The following is an 18,112-nucleotide window of genomic DNA, read 5'->3' as shown; positions in this document are numbered from 1 at the left end:
CGCTCCCCGGACAGGACAAGTCTAGTGGCCGCAAATAACACCCCAAAGCTTTTCCGGGCCTTGCCTTGAGTACTGTGCTTGTTACCGGCGCAAGTGGCTTTGTCGGCACGCAGATCGCCAAGCAACTTGCCGGAAACGGTCACACGCTCCGGCTTGTGGCACGGCCGGAGGCAGCCAGGCGGCTTGCGGTCAATTTCCCCGGCAGCGCGATAGTGGAATGCGAAGACCTGTTTGCGCAATCGGCCGAATGGTGGGCCGAGACCTGCGCCGGGGTGAATGCGATCGTTCACGCTGCCTGGTATGTAAACCCTGCCGATTATCTCGATTCAGAACAAAACGCAGCCTGTGTCTCGGGCAGTTTCAAGATGGCGCAAGGTGCGGCGCGGGCCGGCGTCAGCCATTTTGTCGGCGTGGGAACCTGCATGGAGTACGCACTGCCGTCCGACCGGCTCGACATCAACGCGCCCACGGTCCCATCGACAGTTTACGGTGCCTGCAAGCTGGCACTCTTCGAGATATTGAACGGGCTTTTTGAAGGCACTGACGTGCGGTTTTCCTGGTGCCGTCTGTTTTATCTCTATGGTGAGGGCGAGAATGAAAAACGCCTTTATCCGTATCTCAGACGGTGCCTTGAGGCAGGCGAGAAAGCCAAGCTCGGATCAGGAGCGCAGCTGCGCGATTATCTCGATGTCGAGGTTGCGGGCGCACGTATCGCCGATGTGATAGACACTGGTCAGGTTGGCGCAATCAACATTTGCTCAGGTCATGCTGTGAGTATTCGCCAGTTCGCCGAAGGCATCGCCGACCGGTATGGACGGCGTGACTTGCTCGAATTCGGGATTCACCAGCCCCATCCGCGCGATCCTTCCGCGGTGGTTGGCGTGCCAAATTTTGTCGTTGAAGGATCAAAAAGGGACGAACGGTCATGAAAGCCCAGCTGAAACCGCGGATTAACCTCGAAGACAGGACCGCGCTTGAAACTGTCATTCCGCTTGAGACACCCTTCGTGGTGTTCGTCGATCCCTCAAGCGCCTGCAATTTCAAATGCACATTCTGCCCCACCGGCCATCGGGACATGATCGCCGATACCGGGCGGTTCCAGGGGGCGATGAAGTACGACCTTTTCACCAAGATCATCGACGATCTTGGCGAGTTCGGCAAACCGATCAAGGTTTTGCGGTTGTACAAGGACGGCGAGCCGTTTCTGAACAAGCGTTTTGCCGACATGATTGCCTATGCCAAGCAGAGCGGCCATGTCGATTATATCGACACGACCACCAACGGCACCTTTCTGACGCCCGAGAGAATGGGACCTGTCATTGAAGCCGGCCTCGACAAGATCAACATCTCCGTCGACGGCATGAACAAGGACACCTACCAGCGGTTCACCAAGTTCAATTTCGATTTCGCAGCCTTTGTCGAGAACGTCAAATGGGTCTACGCCAACAAGGGCGACATGGAGATCTCGATCAAGATTCCGGGCGAATTGCTGCAGCCGGGCGAGCGGGAATTGTTCTTCGACACATTCGGCGACCATTGCGACCGGATTTTCGTCGAGAATTTCGCACCCTGCTGGCCTGAATTCGACATCGAGAAGCACACCGGTGTGAAGATCGAAAAAGGCATCTACCAGCAGGAAGTCAGCAACACCGAAACCTGCCCCTACATTTTCTATTCCATGTCGGTGAACCCGGACGGCCTGGTCAGCTCCTGCTTCCTTGACTGGTCGCGTGACCTGATCATCGGCGACGTCAAGGAGCAGTCGATCAAGCAGGTCTGGAACTCCGACAAGATGAACGCGCTCAGGCTGCAGCATCTTGAAGGCAAGCGCTGCGAGAACGGAACCTGCGGCAGCTGCGGCCAGCTGAGCCATTGCCTGCCCGACAATATCGACCCTTACCGCCCGATGCTGCTGGAACGATTCCGCGAGATGGTGAAACTCGATCCTGACGTGACCGCACCCGGCACCAAGCGCGCCGCCTCGGTCGTCGCGGCCGAATGAAAGTTGTCCACATCGCCCCCCATCTGGGCGGGGGTGTGGGCAAGGCACATGCCGCCCTGTGCGAGGCGGATACCGAAGCTGCCGGGCGGCAATACATGCTTCTCGAAGAGCCGCGCGATCAACGGTATGTGAATGAAATCCGCGACGCCGGCGCGGTCGTGACGATTGCGCAGGACCGGAACCACATCCTGAAACTGATGGCCGGCGCGGACATTGTCCAGTTCGAATGGTGGAACCACCCTTTGATGTGCGGCCTTCTGGCCGGACCGCCCCTGCCTGCGATGCGGTCGGTGTTCTGGAGCCATGTCTCGGGCGTCAGCGCACCTTTCATTCCGGCAGGCCTGGTGGAAGCGGCCGACCGTTTCGTCTTCACCTCGGCCTGCTCGAAACTTGCACCCAACCTGTCCGAAACGGTGGCTGCCAGCCTTGCGCATGCGGACGTCATCAACAGCGGTTTTGGCCACCCGGCATCCGGCACCAGCGCCCCCATCAGCGGCAACAGGAACGGCATCAGCTATCTTGGTACCGTGGAATTCACCAAGATGAGCCCGGCGATGATGGAGGTCGCGGACCGGCTTGACCGCGATGATGTGGCGGTCGATGTCTGGGGAGGCGTTGGTGCCAACAGCCCTGTCCACGACGCGATCGCGGCAATGGAACACCCCGACCGGCTTCGACTGTGCGGCCACACCGCAGATCCGAAGGCAGCGCTCTCGCAGACATCCGTGTTTCTCTACCTGCTTCAGCCATTTCATTTCGGCACGGCTGAGAATGCGCTTGTCGAGGCGATGTCGCTGGGCTGCGCGCCGCTGGTGTTTGCCAATCCCTGTGAACTGGAGATCGTGCGCGATGGCGAGACCGGCCTGGTTGCCAGTTCGACCGACCACGCCGTCGAACTCGCAAACTGGATGCTTGAACACCCTGACGAGGTGCGGGTGATGGGAGAGAGGGCGCGCGCGGAGGTGCTTGAGCTGAGAACACCCGATCGCTCCATCGCTGCATTCCGTGCCTTGTGGCAGGCCGAAATGCTTCGTCCCAAGCGGGAACCTGTTTTTGCCGAGGCGCTGGGCCCCACCCCCCGCGACTGGTACGAGACCATGCAAGGTGGGCCAAGCGGCGCTGAAACCGGCGGACAGCCAGGTCAGGCGGCTTCCAAAGGCAGCCTTGCCCATTTCATGGCTTACTATCCCGATCTCGACCTTGTTCCCGAAACACCCGCAGCATCCGGCTTCTGAGCAGCCTCAAGTCGGCAGCCATACACCGGCCGACGACTGCTGACACCCCGTTTCCGGTCCTCGCCTGACAGTCCGGCCAAGCATCACTGACGCGGGTCAGCGTCACGCAAGCTAATTTTGCGAGCATATAATTGGCGTTTGATGTCAAGCAGGAGCTTCAATTTTGGTGTATTTGACGATCTGTATTCCGACACGGAACAGGCAGCGCTATTGCATCGAAGCCATCAAGGCCATCGCGGAATCGGACGAGACGGATTTCGAGGTCATCGTTGCAGACAACTCCGACGACGCCAGCATTCTCGGCGACTACTTCCGGACCGAGGTGAATGACAGCCGTTTCAGGCTGCTGCCGCCAACCGACACCGTCATGCCGATGGTCGACAACTGGGAACGCACCATACCTGAAGTGCGGGGCCGCTGGATTTCGATGATCGGCGATGACGACCATATGGACCCAAGCGTTCTCCAGGTCATCCGGCGCTACGAACGCGAACAACCCGAGCTTGAAGTGGTCGCCTGGGGGCGGATGAACTACAACTGGCCCGACAACAGGACAATTACCACGCTTGCCGCAGTGCCGATGGGTCACGCCACCCATGTTCCGGACAAGAAGATCGTTCGTGATCAACTGTATCGCTGGAGCCAACGGGAAAAACGTCCGATCGGCGGCCTGGGCATCTATCATGGCGCCGTCCGCCGGTCGCTGATGGAGCGGATCAAACGCAAATACAGCAATCGCTACTTCGAAAACCCGACGGTGGACTTCGACAACATCTGCAAGGCCGTGCACGAGGCCAAGGCGATGGTGTTCTGCCAGCGGCCGTTTTCGGTTCTGGGAGCCTGTGCGGCATCCAACTCGGCCAGTACCCAGTCCTTCGAAGCCATGCAGAAGCTGGTCGATGAATTCTATCGCGAACTGGGTAGTCACGAGCGGATCGAGGACGAGGATTTCCCGTTCTCGCCGCGGCTTCCCGGCCTTGCGATCATCACCTCCATCGCCTCGGCCACCTGGTGGTTCTGCCGCAAATACGGCGTCGACAACGAGGGGTTCCAGGAAAACTTTGCCCATTCGGCCGTGCATGAATGCCTGTCGTCGCGCACCGTGGAAGAGTACAGGATCAAGGTCGAGGGCTTCAGGCAGGGATTTGCGGCGTTCGAAGGCGGAAAATGGAGCAGCCATTTCAATCCGCCAGTGGAGTTCTTTCCCTCGACTGCCCAGAACGAGCTCTGCGGCGTCCACAAGAACACCATGTATATCCGCGAGAGCGGGCTCGAGAAAATCACCACCCCGGCTGAATTCTACCACTTTGCGGAAGCCTTCGTGATGCCGGTCAGACATCTTGTTTCTGCACGACAGGCGTTTGCGGCATGACTTTGCTTTCCATCTGCATTCCGACCCGCAACCGGCAGATCTACGCAATGTCTGCGGTGCGGGAACTGCTCACCTCCCAACGGCAGGACTTCGAGGTGGTGCTGGCCGACAATTCCGATGACGCAGCGCCGCTGGCGCAGTTTGCAAAGGAGTACGCGGATCCGCGGCTCAAGCTGTTGCCGCCGCAGGACGAGGTGCTGTCAATGCGGGCAAACTGGGAGCGGATCGTTCCGGAAACATCCGGCGAATGGATCAGCTATATCGGGGATGACGACTATCTGGATCCCGAGCTGTGTGAAGTGATCCGCGTCTCGAAGAAGTCCGTGCCCAATATGGATGCCCTGACATGGGGGCGGCTCTATTTCGTCTGGCCCGAGGCACGGACGGCGCCGGAAGTCACCAAAATGCCCAATGGCAGCCACCTGATCGGGATCAAGAAGGAAGACATGATCCGCAAGCTGTTCTTCTGGGAAGACGCTTCGGACCGGCCGAAATGTCCCTTCGGAGTCTACCACGGAGCGGTCAAGCGAACCGTTCTCGAGGATATCCGCACCACTTTCTCGGGTCAGTATTTCAGTCACCAGATCGTCGATTACGACAATATCTGCAGGACCCTGATGGTGGCCAGCAGCTTTGTCTATTTTGAACGCCCGATGTCAGTGTTCGGTGCCTGCAAGGCGTCCAACACCATGGGACTGCGTGACGCGAAAGCGGCGAAAACCGTCACCGAGATTTTCCGCAGGGAAATGGACGGAACGATCGAAGCGTCCAATTTTCCGTTTCCCATCGAGCTCGGCATCACGGCGCAGATTGGTCATGTGATCGAATCCTTCAAGCAGGAACAGGGTATCGAGATCAACGCCTGGGAAGACAATTTCATCAAGGCCTGCGCCCGTAATTGCGAGAGCCAGCATGATCGTAAGCTCTTCGAAGCCCAAAAACACGGCTACCGGAAGGCGATCATTGAATGGAAGGGCAAAGACGCCCTTTCGGCGTTTGATCCGAAATACAAGTACCGGCCGGACATCCCCCCGTTCATCGGGTTCAACGACAATGAACTCAGTCTCGACATGGGGATCGGCGATGCCGCCTCCGCGGCGGAATTCTATGGCATTCTCGACACCATGATGTTTCCGGTTCATTTGCTCGAAGGCCGGCTGTCATGACGGCCGCGGGGGAATTGGCGCGCTTGCGCGCCAGGGCACCGGTTTCCACCGTCCGGGACAACGTTCGCGGCAGCTAAGGACTAGCCCGGATCTCGCCCTTGGTGTGCACGGATGTTCGGGTTTGAAAATTGCAGTACCCTTCTCATGACCTCCCCAACTCGAGATAGCGCTCGAACGCAAGGAACAATCAAAAATGACCGCTTCTGAAGACATGTTTTTCTACCCCTCCAGTGGTGAGGACCGGTTCTTTGAAAAACTGAAGGCAATCACCGACAAGTATCCTCACGAGCTGCGCCACTATCTCGACCTCGTGCCGGTCTATGCCAGCCGAAGGAGCTTCATCCGCCAGCTTGCGCATTACGAATTGTTCAAGATGACCGTTGACCTTCCCGGTCATTATGTCGATTTCGGCGTTTATTTCGGGCGGTCCTATTTCACCTGGCACAAATTTCTCGAGACGCTGACGCCAACCGCGACGCACAAGAAGGTGTTTGGTTTCGATACCTTTGGTGGCTTCCCCGAACTGTCGCAAAAAGACGGCGACGAAGACACCTCCGTGGACAAGAGAACCGGCGGGCTAAGTTCAAGCTCGTTTCTTGACGAGTTCAGGCTTCTTCTCGAACTTCACAACGAGGACTCGGTTATTCCCGCCAACCGCGGCAGCATCATCATTGGCAACATTGTCGAAACCCTGCCTGAATGGCTCAAAACCAATTCGGAAGCCCGGTTCTGCCTGATCAATATCGACGTCGACATCTATGAACCCACCTATGCAATCCTGGAGCATTGCTGGGACCGTCTGGTTCCCGGAGGCGTCCTCATTCTCGACGAATACGCCACGAGCAAATGGCCGGGGGAAACCAAGGCCTGGGACGAGTTTTCCGCCACACGGAACGAGTCCCTTCCGATCAAGCGCTTTCCCTTTGCAAATGCTCCCGGCGGCTATGTGATCAAGCCCTGAAGATCGCCGGGGCACCGCCCCCGGAAATGCCCAGTACATGGTCACGAAAAATCCCATCCCGGTGAAAAAAACGGGACGTGACGCTAAATGCTGCCAGCGCATTCAGCGTTTGATTTCGATGAGAGACGCCAGCAAACTGTACCGACCGGAAACCGCACTGCAAACGCGCCGGTTGCACAGTCGAATCGATGAATTGCTGCTCATTACAGAAAGGCTGGACATGCTTCCTGGACCTAACGCGCATTTTGCGCCGGAAGCTGAAGAAAAATGGCGCGACATCCCCTGTTTTGCAGCCAGCTCACATGAAAACCAGCGAATATCACTACGTTTGAGATTCTAAATCGATTGAATAACTGAAAACCTGTGTTCCGATAAATTTTCCTCTTCTCGACGTTCAAAAACACGCTATAGAGGCAGAAAGGGGAAAGAGGGTGCAATAAGTGCCCCCCATAAAAAGACGAGAGGACAGCTGCCTCATGGAGTATTTTCTTCAACAGCTTATCAATGGGCTCACTCTGGGTTCCATTTATGGGCTCATCGCCATCGGCTACACCATGGTCTATGGCATCATCGGCATGATCAACTTTGCCCATGGTGACATTTTCATGGTCGGCTCGTTCATCGCGCTTGCGACGTTCCTGGCACTGGTCGCCCTTGGGATTTCAGCGCTGCCGCTGATCTTGTTCATCACATTGCTGGTATCGATGCTCTTCACCTCGGCCTGGGGCTGGACGGTGGAACGGCTGGCCTACCGGCCGTTGCGCGGATCCTTCCGGCTGGCGCCGCTGATCACGGCGATCGGCATGTCGATCGTGCTGCAGAACTTCGTCCAGATCACGCAAGGCGCCCGGGTCAAGCCGCTGCCGCCGCAGATTCAGGGCGGTGTCACGCTGATCGAGGGTGTGACCGACAACGGGACCATCGCGGTTCAGCTGTCCTACATGCAGATGATCATCATCGCCACGACACTGGCGCTCATGATCGGCTTTTCGCTGCTGATCTCGAAGACATCGCTGGGCCGCTCGCAGCGTGCCTGCGAACAGGATCAGAAGATGGCGGCTCTGCTCGGCGTCAACGTCGACCGGACGATCTCGCTGACCTTCGTCATGGGGGCCGCGCTGGCCGCCGTGGCGGGCTTCATGTTCCTGCTGCTCTACGGGGTGATCGACTTCTACATCGGCTTCCTTGCCGGCGTGAAGGCATTTACCGCAGCCGTTCTCGGCGGTATCGGTTCGCTTCCGGGCGCCATGCTCGGCGGGTTGCTGATCGGGCTGATCGAAGTGTTCTGGTCCGGTTACTTCTCGGTTGAATACAAAGATGTCGCCGCATTCTCGATCCTGGTCATCGTGCTGATCTTCATGCCGTCAGGATTGCTTGGCAAACCCGAAGTCGAGAAAGTCTAATGGCCTCCGCTCCGAAATCCGGCCTGATGGCCGACTCCGTCAAGGATGCGGCGGTAGCCGCAATCCTTGTCGCCGTCCTGGGCTTCTTCTTCCTGGCCCTGCGCACAGATATCGTTACCGGTGGCCTGGATCTGACCTATCGCTGGGGACTGTGGTTCACGGCAATAGCGATCACGTTCGTCATCCGGTTGCTTCTCAACCTGTTCGTGTTCAAGACCACCAAGCCGATCACCGGCGGAATGAACATTTCGGTCCCGCCCGGCCTGTTGACGGGTATTGGCCGGGTGCTCGGGCCGGTACTGCTGCTGGTCGCGCTGACCCTGCCGTTCATCGTGATGGTCGTCTATCCGGACCGTGACCGCCAGTTCATCGATCTGGCAATCCTGATCATGACCTATGTCATGCTCGGCTGGGGCCTGAACATCGTGGTCGGGCTGGCTGGCCTGCTCGATCTCGGATATGTCGCCTTCTACGCGGTCGGCGCCTATTCGTTTGCGCTGCTGGCACAGTATTTCGACATCGGCTTCTGGATGGCGCTGCCGCTGGCTGGCCTGCTGGCAGCAACCTGGGGCATTATCCTGGGCTTCCCGGTACTGCGGTTGCGCGGCGACTATCTCGCCATCGTGACCCTGGCGTTCGGGGAAATCATCCGCGTGGTGCTGCTCAACTGGTACGAGTTCACCGGCGGTCCGGACGGAATTTCCGGGATTCCGAAGCCAAGCTTCTTCGGTCTCGATTTCACCAGGAAAGGCGGCTTCGCCGAGTTCTTCGGCCTGGATTACGACTCCATCCACCGCTTCATCTATCTCTACTACATCATCCTGTTGCTGGCGCTGATCACCAACTTCGTCACGCTGAGGCTGCGCAAGCTGCCGATTGGACGGGCCTGGGAAGCGCTGCGCGAAGACGAGATCGCCTGCCGCTCGCTCGGCATCAACACCACCAACACCAAGCTGACCGCATTTTCGATCGGCGCGATGTTTGGCGGTTTTGCCGGTTCGTTCTTTGCAACCCGGCAGGGCTTCATCTCGCCGGAAAGCTTCACGTTCCTTGAATCGGCAATCATCCTGGCGATCGTGGTCCTGGGCGGGCTTGGTTCGCAGATCGGCGTTGTCATCGCTTCCGTGGTGATGATCGGCGGCATCGAGATCCTGCGTAACCTGGGCTTCCTGAAGGAAGTCTTCGGGCCCGATTTCGAACCCACCCAATACCGCATGCTGATTTTCGGCCTGGCCATGGTGCTCATCATGGTGTGGAAACCACGCGGCATCATATCCAGCAGGAACCCTTCCGCGGTCTACAAGGAACGCAGGAAGATCGGCTCGGACATGGTCGCTCAAGGTGAGGGCCACTGATGGAAACCGCAATGAAAACGACCCCCACGCAGACCTGGGACGATAATGTCGTACTTTCGGTCGAGCACCTGACCATGCGCTTTGGCGGCCTGGTTGCCGTCAATGACCTGAGCTTCAATGTCGGCCGTGGCGACATCACTGCGTTGATCGGCCCCAACGGTGCAGGCAAGACCACGGTGTTCAACTGTGTCACCGGGTTCTACAAGCCCACCGAAGGCCGTATCGTGATGCGGCACGGGGCGGGCCTGCAGGCTGACAAGATCGACGCGCTGACCCTGACCGGAAAGCAGTTCAACGATGATGGCGACAACCGGGTGTTCCTGCTTGAGCGGATGCCGGACTTCGAGATCTCCAAGCGCGCGAAGGTGGCCCGCACCTTCCAGAACATCCGCCTGTTTGGCGGGATGACTGCCCTGGAAAACCTTCTGGTGGCGCAGCACAATCCGCTGATGCTCGCCTCTTCGATGACCATTGGCGGGATCTTCAACCTGCCGGGCTACCGCAAGGCACGGGCCGAAGCGATCGATTTCGCCGCTTACTGGCTGGAGAAGACCGGACTCATCGACCGGGCCGACGATCCGGCCGCCGACCTGCCCTATGGCGACCAGCGCCGGCTCGAGATCGCCCGGGCGATGTGCACACGGCCTCAGCTCCTGTGCCTCGACGAACCGGCTGCGGGCCTGAACCCACGGGAATCGACCGAACTGAACGAGCTGCTGCAATACATCCGCAAGGATCACGGCACCTCGATCCTGCTCATCGAGCATGACATGGGCGTTGTCATGGAAATCTCGGATCATATCATCGTGCTCGACTACGGCGAGAAGATCTCCGATGGAGATGCCGAGCATGTGAAGAACGACCCGAGAGTGATTTCGGCCTATCTCGGCGTTGACGAGGATGAAGTGGCTGCGGTCGAGGAAAGCATCGACATGCCGGTCATTCACGGCAAGAAAAAGCCGGCGGAGAACGGTGAAGGAGGCCAGTCATGAGTGACGACCAGAACCTTCTGACAATTCGTGGCGTCGAAACCTATTACGGCAAGATCGTCGCCCTGCGCGGTGTTGATGTCGACGTCAAGAAAGGCGAAATCGTCACCTTGATTGGCGCCAATGGCGCCGGCAAGTCGACGCTGATGATGACGATCTGCGGCAGTCCGCGGGCCCGCGCCGGCGAAATCATCTTCGACGGCCAGGACATTTCCCGGATGCCGACGCACGAGATCATCCGGATGGGTGTTGCCCAATCACCGGAAGGCCGCCGGATTTTCGGCCGCATGACCGTGATGGAAAACCTGCAGATGGGCTCGCAACTGGTCGACGACAAGCATTTCGACGACGACCTGAAGCGCGTTTTCGATCTCTTCCCACGGCTCAAGGAGCGTGCGAGCCAGCGTGGCGGAACACTTTCGGGCGGCGAACAGCAGATGCTGGCGATTGCCCGGGCGCTGATGAGCCGGCCGAAACTGCTGCTGCTCGACGAGCCGTCGCTCGGTCTGGCGCCGCTGATCGTCAAGCAGATCTTCGAGATCATCAAGGAACTCAACACCAATGAGGGGTTGACCGTATTCCTTGTCGAACAGAACGCGTTCCACGCGCTCAAACTTGCCCACCGGGGCTATGTGATGGTCAATGGCAACATCACAATGTCCGGCACCGGGGCCGAATTGCTCAAACGCGACGAAGTTCGCGCCGCCTATCTTGAAGGCGGAGCTCACTAACCAGGGGTACGACATGGAAAACAGCCTCTTGTGGGAAGTTTCGATCGCCGAGTTCATCTTGGTCACATTGTTCCTTGGCGGTGGCACGGCGTGGATGACCGGGCGGGCGGTAGCCCAGACCTGGCGGACACCGCTGCAGCTTGCCTGGTACATGGTGATCCTGGGGCTTGCGGTGCGCTTCATTCATTTCGCACTGTTCAGCGGGACGTTGCTTTCGGGCTACTATTTCGTGGTCGATTTTCTCGTCATTCTTGTCTTCGCCTTTCTCGGCATGCGGTTTACGCGCGCCGGACAGATCGCAAGGCAGTATAGTTTCGCGTTTACCCGTTCAGGACCGTTTGGCTGGCGCCCGAAAGGCAATTAACCGCCCGGCTAAACAGCTCGAACCACCATTCAAAAAGGTCTGTATTTCTTTGAAAAGATCGGATTAGATGGTCTTACACGGGGCAGAAGCCCCCCACACCGGCGCCGAACTTGGTCAGCGCCTGCGGAGCCGGTGCCAGGAAACAAACAGGCGTTGCTGGGAGTTAACATGAAGAAGATACTTTTGGCCGGAGCTGCACTTGGCTTCGCTATGTCCACCGCTTCAGCTGACATTGTCATTGCAACCGCAGGACCGATGACAGGCCAATACGCATCCTTCGGGGAACAGATGAAAATCGGCGCCGAGCAGGCTGTCGCCGACATCAACGCCGCTGGCGGCGTGAACGGCGAAATGCTCAAGCTCGAAATCGGTGACGATGCTTGCGACCCGAAGCAGGCTGTTGCTGTGGCCAACCAGTTTGCCGGTAACGGCGTGGTCTTCGTTGCAGGTCACTTCTGCTCGGGCTCCTCGATCCCTGCCTCGGCCGTGTACGCCGACGAAGGCATCATCCAGATCTCGCCTGCCTCGACCAACCCGAAGTTCACCGATGAGCGTCCGGGCGGTGCCGACGGCGCCACCTACCGCGTTTGCGGTCGTGACGACCAGCAGGGCGAAACCGCAGCTGCTTACCTTCTGGAAAACTTCGCAGGCAAGAAGATCGCCTTCGTCCACGACAAGACCGCCTACGGCAAGGGCCTGGCAGATGCCACCAAGGCTTCGTTCGAAGCCGGCGGCGGAACTGCAGCCATGTACGAAGCCTACACTGCAGGTGAGAAGGACTACTCCGCTCTCGTCTCGAAGATGAAGCAGGAAGGCATCGACGTGCTTTACGTCGGCGGCTACCACACCGAAGCCGGCCTGATGGCCCGCCAGATGAAGGAACAGGGCATGTCCACTGTTCTGGTTTCGGGCGACGCACTTGTCACCGACGAGTACTGGGCAATCACCGGCGATGCCGGCGAAGGCACCCTGATGACCTTCTCGCCCGATCCGACCAAGATCCCGGCTGCTGCTGACGTCGTCAAGGCTCTCAAGGACGCGGGCAAGACCACCGAAGGCTACGTGATGTACACCTATGCAGCCATCCAGGCCTATGCACAGGCTGTCTCGACTGCCGGTTCGACCGACTATGACGCGGTCCGCGAAGCCCTCAACTCGGGTGACTTCAAGACCGTGCTTGGCGACCTGAGCTTCGACGAGAAGGGCGACGTATCGCTTCCGGGCTACGTGTTCTATCGCTGGCACGACGGCAAGTACGAACAGATCAACTAAGGTTTGCAAAAACCTGATCCAATCGAGCCCCGGCGTGAAAGCGCCGGGGCTTTTTTGTTGCTGCCAGCATTGTCGGCAGCGCTCGGGCTGATGCCTTCCGGCACCCGCATCAAGCGTTGTTGATGATTTCCAGATCAGCCTTCAGCGATTTTCTGATGACCAGTTCAGCGTTGGGAATGTCGTTCGACAACGCCCGCTCACGCGCCTGCTCGCCATCAAGGCCATGTTCGAGCCAGCGATCGGTCAACCGCCGGCGCAGTTCGTCCAGCTCAACCCTGAGCATGACCGTCAGATCGAATAATTCCGCCATCTGCCTCCAGGCGGGTCCGTCAAGCAGCAGGTAATTGCCCTCCGCAACCAGGAATCGATGATCCGGTGTGACAAGGGCACCACCGGCACGCGCCAGATCAAGTTTGCGGTCAAAAACCGGGATTGCAATCTCGCTGTCCGGCTCGGCGCGAAGGCGCGTGAGCAGTGCCGCATAGCCATCCGCATCGAAGGTGAAGGGTGCCCCCTTGCGGGCCAGGGTTCCGCGCACCTTGAGTACGGCGTTGTCGAGATGGAATCCGTCCATCGGAACGACCGCACCGCCCTGCCCGCGCCTGGCCAACTCATCGACAAGTGCGGCGGCCAGCCTTGATTTCCCGGCACCGGGCGGACCAGCCAGAGCGATGATGAAGCGCCTGCTTTGCGCCGCCCGGCCAATTGCAGCTTCAGCCAGCCGGGCGGCTTTTTCGTGAAATTTCATCAACGCTTCAGGCTGCTATCGCTTCGGCGGGCGGCTCCTTCGCCCCGGTCATGAAGGCAACGGCGTCCGACATGGTGTAATCCTTCGGATTGATGACACAAAGCCGCTTGCCGAGCCGGTGAACGTGGATCCGGTCCGCGACCTCGAAGACATGCGGCATGTTGTGCGAGATCAAGATGATCGGGATGCCGCGCGAGCGGACATCAAGGATGAGCTCAAGCACCCGGCGGCTTTCCTTGACACCCAGTGCGGCGGTCGGCTCATCGAGGATGATGACCTTGGATCCGAAGGCTGCGGCACGCGCCACGGCGACACCCTGGCGCTGGCCACCGGACAGGGTTTCGACAGCCTGGTTGATGTTCTGGATGGTCATCAGCCCGAGTTCGTTCAGCTTGTCGCGGGCGAAGGCGTCCATCGCCTTGTGGTCGAGCTGGCGCAGGATCGAGCCCCGGAAGCCCGGCTTGCGCAGTTCGCGGCCCATGAAGATGTTGTCGGTGATCGACAGCGCCGGCGACATGGCAAGGGTCTGGTAGACGGTCTCGATTCCCGCGTGGCGGCCGTCCAGCGGCGAGTGGAACCTGATCTCCTTGCCTTCGAGCCAGATCTTGCCCGAGTCAGGCGTGACTGCGCCGGACACCGCCTTGATCAGGGTTGACTTGCCGGCGCCATTGTCGCCGATGACGGCGAGGATTTCGCCGTGGTGGAGGTCGAAATCGCAATTGTCGAGAGCGACGACGCGGCCATAGCGCTTGACGAGGTTGCGTCCCTTGAGAATGGGTTCCATCAGACTGACACCTTTCTGATCCACTGGTCGACTGTGACGGCGGCAATAATGAGAACGCCGATGAGCAGGTAGGTCCATTGCGCGTCGGCACCCATAAGCCTGAGCCCGAGGGAGAAGACGCCGACGATCAACGCGCCGAAGAGCATGCCCATGATCGAGCCGCGTCCGCCAAACAGCGATATGCCGCCGATCACCACGGCAGTGATGGATTCGATGTTGCCCAGTTGCCCCGAGGTCGGCGAGACCGAGCCGATGCGGCCGATCAGGGCCCAGCCGGCAAAGGCGCAGATCAGGCCGGAGAGCATGTAAACCGAGATCAGCGTACGCTTGACCTGAACGCCGGAGAGTTCGGCGGCTTCGGGATCGTCGCCCACCGCATAGACATGGCGTCCCCAGGCGGTCTGCTTGAGCACGTAGGCGAGGAACAGGACCAGGACCACCATGAAGATCGCGCCATAGGTGAACACGGCGCCGCCGACGGCGATCTTGTTGCCGAAGAACTGCAACAGCGGCGCATTGTTGGCGATGTCCTGGGCGCGGATGGTCTCGTTGGCGGAATAGAGAAAATTGGTGGCAAGCACGATCTGCCACATTCCAAGCGTGACGATGAAGGGCGGCAGCTTCATCACGGCGACGAGAAAGCCGTTGATGTAGCCGCAGAACGTCCCGCAGGCGATACCGGCAAGAATGGCGACTTCGGTGGGCAGTCCGTAGCGGAAGGAAAACAGGCCCATGACAACCGAGGACAGCACCATGATGGCGCCGACCGACAGATCGATGCCGGCGGTCAGGATCACCAGCGACTGGGCGGCGCCGAGTATGCCGACGATCTGAACCTGCTGCAAAATCAGGGTAAGCGCGAAGGGCGAGAAGAACTTCTGCCCCAGGAGCAGGCCAAACACCAGGATTGACCCGACCAGAACAATGGCCGGTACCAGCCAGGGCGTCTGGTGCAGGGCGTGCTGGATGCGCTTGACGGCACTTGTGTCATCGGTCGCGAAAGCGGCGACGGCAGTCGGGCTTGCGGCTGCGGCCTTTTCGAATTCCTGCGTATTGGACATGGTTCCTCCCCCAACGTCACACGGCATGGATTGGCAACCGTGGCAATTGCACGGCGGCGCTCTGCAATGGGGCGGCCCGAAAGCCGCCCCGGCAGTGTTTACCTATACAATTGGGCAATCAACCCCAGCACTTGTCCATGCCTTCGGCGACCGAGATCGACTCGACGCCGGCAGCGGGCTTGTCGGTGACAAGCGCCACACCGGTATCAAAGAAGTCCTTGCCTTCGGTGGGAGCGGGCTTGGTGCCGTCCTTGGCCCAGGCGGCGATGGCTTCGATGCCGAGCGAAGCCATCAGCAGCGGATACTGCTGCGAAGTGGCGCCGATGACGCCATCCTTGACGTTGGCAACGCCAGGGCAACCACCATCGACGGAGACGATGAGCACATCGTTCTCGCGGCCGATTGCCTTGAGCGCCTCATAGGCGCCGGCGGCGGCAGGCTCGTTGATGGTGTAGACCACATTGATCATCGGATCCTGGGCGAGAAGGTTCTCCATCGCCTTGCGGCCACCTTCCTCGTTGCCCGCAGTCACGTCGTTGCCGACAATGCGGGGGTCATCCTCGTCGCCCCACTTGGCGGGATCCTTGACGTCGATACCGAAGCCGGTGAGGAAACCCTGGTCGCGCAGAACACCGACAGTTGGCTGGCTCACGCCGAGATCGAGCATGGCGATTTTGGCGTTGGCTGCTTCATCGCCGAGCGTGGCGGCAGCCCACTTGCCGATCAGTTCGCCGGCGAGAAAGTTGTCGGTGGCAAAGGTGGCGTCAGCAGCATCGATCGGGTCGAGCGGCGTATCGAGCGCTATGACCACGAGGCCGGCATCGCGGGCCTGCTTGACTGCGGAAACGATGGACGAGGTATCGGAAGCCGTCAGCAGGATGCCCTTGGCTCCATCGGCGATGCAGGTTTCGATAGCGGCAACCTGGCTCTCGTGATCGCCATCGACCTTGCCGGCATAGGATTTCAGCGACACGCCGAGCTCGGCAGCCTTGGCTTCCGCACCTTCCTTCATCTTGACGAAGAACGGGTTGGTGTCGGTCTTGGTGATCAGGCAGGCGCCGATGCTGTGGCTGGCGGCATAGGCAGGTGCAGTGGCCAGTGCGCCAAAAGCGGCAGCGGCAAGCAACGCAGTCTTGAATGCGGAAAAGCTTTTCATGTGATCCTCCCGGAATTCGTGGTGCAGGTCAGTCTGCATGCGCGCCAAAGCGGAAATCCTCACTTCCGTTCTTCGCGACACCTTTAGAAAAACACGGATAGCCGAGGATTGTCAATTATTAAATCACTCTTATTTATTAATTGACGGGGGATCGTCTTTGGCCCATTGTTTTGCTAAGGAACCACCGCGCGTGACAACCGGTGCCGCGGCAATGGCGTCCCGATTGAACAAGCCGGGATCAACGAAACCGGAGCAAACGAGGTCGGGAGGACACTGACAGGTGCCGCAAGACGCGAAGACCAGCAAGGACCGCACCGGCCCCGCAAGCCAGTCGTTGCGCGGGTCGAACCAGAGCGGGCTGCGCGCCTATAACCAGCGCCTCGTCCTCAGCCTTGTCTATACCCATGGCAGCCTCGCCAAGACCGACATTGCGCGGATGACAGGGCTTTCGGCCCAAACCGGCTCGGTGATCATGCGGGAACTGGAGGCCGAAGAGCTGATCGTCAAGGGCGAGCCGATCCGCGGCAAGGTCGGGCAGCCCTCGGTGCCGCTCTCGATCAATCCCGACGGCGCGTTCTTCATCGGACTGAAAGTCGGGCGGCGCAGCGCCGAACTCATCCTGATCAATTTCCTTGGCGAACTGAAAGCCACCTTGCGCAAGAGCTATCCTTGGCCGACGCCGCCGCAGATCATTGCCTTCGTTCGGGACGGGATCGAGGAGATGGTCGAGGGGCTTCCCGAGCCCTTGCGGGACCGGGTGGCGGGGCTGGGAATAGCAACACCCTTCCGGCTGTGGGACTGGACCGAGCAGGCCGGAGCGCCACGCGAGGAAATGGATCTGTGGCGCGATTGCGACCTTAGGGCGGAACTGGCCAGTGCCTGCAACATGCCGGTCTACCTGCAGAACGACGCTACCGCAGCCTGCGCGGCGGAACTGGTTTTCGGCAAGCACCCGGGGTTGAGCGACTATCTGTATTTCTATGTCGGCACCTTCATCGGTGGCGGGGTGGTGCTCAATGGCAGCATTTACTCGGGCCGTACCGGCAATGCCGGCGCTCTTGGCCCGTTGCCCGTTGCAGGTCCCGACGGCAAGCCGGTGCAATTGATTGACCGTGCCTCGATCACGCTTCTCGAGCGCATGCTCAAAGCCGCAGGACGAGACCCCTCGCCGCTCTGGAACAGCCCGGATAACTGGACGGGATTCGAAGACCTGGCCGACGAGTGGATCACCATTGTCGCCAGCGGCCTGGCCCAGGCGATCGTCTCGGCCGCCTCGATCATCGATTTCGAGCACGTGATCATCGATGGCGGCGTACCGACCGGGATCCGGGAAAAGATCGTTGCCGCAACACAGGCAGAGGTCATGCGGTATGACCTGCGCGGTCTGGATCTGCCCGGGATCCTGCCCGGGACCGTCGGCCATCTCGCCCGCGCGCTTGGAGCGGCCAGCCTGCCACTGTTCGACAAGTACCTGATCGATCGCAACGCCCGCCTCGGCTCGGCCTGAACCGCT

At 59.5% G+C, this 18,112-nt stretch carries 18 protein-coding genes; 14 read left to right on the top strand and 4 right to left on the bottom strand.

Going from position 1 to position 18,112, the window contains the following annotated elements; all coding sequences use genetic code 11:
* Positions 1-74 precede the first annotated feature (74 nt).
* From WNY80_RS14360 to WNY80_RS14300, 13 genes are all read left to right on the top strand, one after another.
* A complete protein-coding gene (locus WNY80_RS14360) occupies positions 75-929 on the top strand; it encodes an NAD(P)-dependent oxidoreductase (RefSeq protein WP_342888225.1) in 855 nt (284 codons plus the stop codon).
* Positions 926-2,002, top strand: coding sequence for a radical SAM protein (locus WNY80_RS14355; protein WP_342888078.1), 1,077 nt, complete (start codon positions 926-928; stop codon positions 2,000-2,002). Before WNY80_RS14360 ends, WNY80_RS14355 begins: the two co-directional genes overlap by 4 nt.
* A complete protein-coding gene (locus WNY80_RS14350) occupies positions 1,999-3,237 on the top strand; it encodes a glycosyltransferase (protein ID WP_342888077.1) in 1,239 nt (412 codons plus the stop codon). The genes WNY80_RS14355 and WNY80_RS14350 overlap by 4 nt, the downstream gene beginning before the upstream one ends.
* 166 nt (positions 3,238-3,403) lie before the next feature.
* Positions 3,404-4,609 (top strand): glycosyltransferase family A protein, encoded by a 1,206-nt coding sequence (locus tag WNY80_RS14345; protein ID WP_342888076.1) that lies wholly within the window; start codon positions 3,404-3,406, stop codon positions 4,607-4,609.
* Positions 4,606-5,775, top strand: coding sequence for a glycosyltransferase (locus WNY80_RS14340; protein ID WP_342888075.1), 1,170 nt, complete (start codon positions 4,606-4,608; stop codon positions 5,773-5,775). The genes WNY80_RS14345 and WNY80_RS14340 overlap by 4 nt, the downstream gene beginning before the upstream one ends.
* Before the next feature lie 193 nt (positions 5,776-5,968).
* Positions 5,969-6,736, top strand: coding sequence for a TylF/MycF/NovP-related O-methyltransferase (locus tag WNY80_RS14335; RefSeq protein ID WP_342888074.1), 768 nt, complete (start codon positions 5,969-5,971; stop codon positions 6,734-6,736).
* A 37-nt stretch (positions 6,737-6,773) separates the two neighbouring features.
* A complete protein-coding gene (locus tag WNY80_RS14330) occupies positions 6,774-7,076 on the top strand; it encodes a hypothetical protein (protein ID WP_342888073.1) in 303 nt (100 codons plus the stop codon).
* Between the two features lie 136 nt (positions 7,077-7,212).
* Complete coding sequence (locus WNY80_RS14325) at positions 7,213-8,139, top strand: branched-chain amino acid ABC transporter permease LivH (RefSeq protein ID WP_342888072.1); 927 nt, start codon at positions 7,213-7,215, stop codon at positions 8,137-8,139.
* Positions 8,106-9,494 carry a high-affinity branched-chain amino acid ABC transporter permease LivM gene (gene livM / locus WNY80_RS14320; protein ID WP_342888224.1) on the top strand — a complete coding sequence of 463 codons (1,389 nt, stop codon included), beginning with the start codon at positions 8,106-8,108 and terminating at the stop codon, positions 9,492-9,494. Before WNY80_RS14325 ends, livM begins: the two co-directional genes overlap by 34 nt.
* An 11-nt stretch (positions 9,495-9,505) precedes the next feature.
* Positions 9,506-10,486 (top strand): ABC transporter ATP-binding protein, encoded by a 981-nt coding sequence (locus WNY80_RS14315; protein WP_342888071.1) that lies wholly within the window; start codon positions 9,506-9,508, stop codon positions 10,484-10,486.
* On the top strand, positions 10,483-11,214 hold the full coding sequence (locus WNY80_RS14310; protein ID WP_342888070.1) for an ABC transporter ATP-binding protein: 732 nt from the start codon (positions 10,483-10,485) through the stop codon (positions 11,212-11,214). Before WNY80_RS14315 ends, WNY80_RS14310 begins: the two co-directional genes overlap by 4 nt.
* A 13-nt stretch (positions 11,215-11,227) precedes the next feature.
* Complete coding sequence (locus tag WNY80_RS14305; protein ID WP_342888069.1) at positions 11,228-11,578, top strand: DUF6867 family protein; 351 nt, start codon at positions 11,228-11,230, stop codon at positions 11,576-11,578.
* A 168-nt stretch (positions 11,579-11,746) separates the two neighbouring features.
* Positions 11,747-12,850: a branched-chain amino acid ABC transporter substrate-binding protein gene (locus WNY80_RS14300; protein ID WP_342888068.1), complete on the top strand. Its 1,104-nt coding sequence runs from the start codon at positions 11,747-11,749 to the stop codon at positions 12,848-12,850.
* Positions 12,851-12,959: 109 nt separating this feature from the next.
* Here the strand turns inward: WNY80_RS14300 and WNY80_RS14295 are convergent, their stop codons facing one another.
* From WNY80_RS14295 to WNY80_RS14280, 4 genes are all read right to left on the bottom strand, one after another.
* Positions 12,960-13,598, bottom strand: coding sequence for a nucleoside triphosphate hydrolase (locus tag WNY80_RS14295; RefSeq protein ID WP_342888067.1), 639 nt, complete (start codon positions 13,596-13,598; stop codon positions 12,960-12,962).
* A 7-nt stretch (positions 13,599-13,605) separates the two neighbouring features.
* Positions 13,606-14,382 (bottom strand): ATP-binding cassette domain-containing protein, encoded by a 777-nt coding sequence (locus tag WNY80_RS14290; protein ID WP_342888066.1) that lies wholly within the window; start codon positions 14,380-14,382, stop codon positions 13,606-13,608.
* Positions 14,382-15,443, bottom strand: coding sequence for an ABC transporter permease (locus WNY80_RS14285; RefSeq protein ID WP_342888065.1), 1,062 nt, complete (start codon positions 15,441-15,443; stop codon positions 14,382-14,384). The genes WNY80_RS14290 and WNY80_RS14285 overlap by 1 nt, the downstream gene beginning before the upstream one ends.
* 118 nt (positions 15,444-15,561) lie before the next feature.
* Positions 15,562-16,599 (bottom strand): sugar ABC transporter substrate-binding protein, encoded by a 1,038-nt coding sequence (locus WNY80_RS14280; protein ID WP_342888064.1) that lies wholly within the window; start codon positions 16,597-16,599, stop codon positions 15,562-15,564.
* Between the two features lie 280 nt (positions 16,600-16,879).
* Between WNY80_RS14280 and WNY80_RS14275 the strand changes: the two genes are divergently transcribed.
* Positions 16,880-18,106, top strand: coding sequence for an ROK family transcriptional regulator (locus WNY80_RS14275; RefSeq protein WP_342888063.1), 1,227 nt, complete (start codon positions 16,880-16,882; stop codon positions 18,104-18,106).
* The last annotated feature ends 6 nt before the right edge of the window (positions 18,107-18,112 follow it).

The sequence above is a fragment of the Hoeflea sp. AS16 genome, assembly GCF_038900095.1.
In the GTDB taxonomy this organism is placed as follows: domain Bacteria; phylum Pseudomonadota; class Alphaproteobacteria; order Rhizobiales; family Rhizobiaceae; genus Hoeflea.
The sequence above is the reverse complement of the archived record's forward strand: the minus strand, read 5'-3'. Positions and strand labels throughout refer to the sequence as shown.

Excerpts from the sequence above, each read along its gene's own strand:
- WNY80_RS14305 (WP_342888069.1), top strand. The coding sequence starts at position 11,228 with ATGGAAAACAGCCTCTTGTGGGAAGTTTCGATCGCCGAGTTCATCTTG.
- WNY80_RS14280 (WP_342888064.1), bottom strand. The coding sequence starts at position 16,599 with ATGAAAAGCTTTTCCGCATTCAAGACTGCGTTGCTTGCCGCTGCCGCT.
- WNY80_RS14350 (WP_342888077.1), top strand. The coding sequence starts at position 1,999 with ATGAAAGTTGTCCACATCGCCCCCCATCTGGGCGGGGGTGTGGGCAAG.
- WNY80_RS14290 (WP_342888066.1), bottom strand. The coding sequence starts at position 14,382 with ATGGAACCCATTCTCAAGGGACGCAACCTCGTCAAGCGCTATGGCCGC.
- WNY80_RS14315 (WP_342888071.1), top strand. The coding sequence starts at position 9,506 with ATGAAAACGACCCCCACGCAGACCTGGGACGATAATGTCGTACTTTCG.
- WNY80_RS14340 (WP_342888075.1), top strand. The coding sequence starts at position 4,606 with ATGACTTTGCTTTCCATCTGCATTCCGACCCGCAACCGGCAGATCTAC.
- WNY80_RS14355 (WP_342888078.1), top strand. The coding sequence starts at position 926 with ATGAAAGCCCAGCTGAAACCGCGGATTAACCTCGAAGACAGGACCGCG.
- WNY80_RS14300 (WP_342888068.1), top strand. The coding sequence starts at position 11,747 with ATGAAGAAGATACTTTTGGCCGGAGCTGCACTTGGCTTCGCTATGTCC.
- WNY80_RS14330 (WP_342888073.1), top strand. The coding sequence starts at position 6,774 with ATGGTCACGAAAAATCCCATCCCGGTGAAAAAAACGGGACGTGACGCT.
- WNY80_RS14325 (WP_342888072.1), top strand. The coding sequence starts at position 7,213 with ATGGAGTATTTTCTTCAACAGCTTATCAATGGGCTCACTCTGGGTTCC.
- WNY80_RS14335 (WP_342888074.1), top strand. The coding sequence starts at position 5,969 with ATGACCGCTTCTGAAGACATGTTTTTCTACCCCTCCAGTGGTGAGGAC.
- WNY80_RS14295 (WP_342888067.1), bottom strand. The coding sequence starts at position 13,598 with ATGAAATTTCACGAAAAAGCCGCCCGGCTGGCTGAAGCTGCAATTGGC.
- WNY80_RS14285 (WP_342888065.1), bottom strand. The coding sequence starts at position 15,443 with ATGTCCAATACGCAGGAATTCGAAAAGGCCGCAGCCGCAAGCCCGACT.
- WNY80_RS14310 (WP_342888070.1), top strand. The coding sequence starts at position 10,483 with ATGAGTGACGACCAGAACCTTCTGACAATTCGTGGCGTCGAAACCTAT.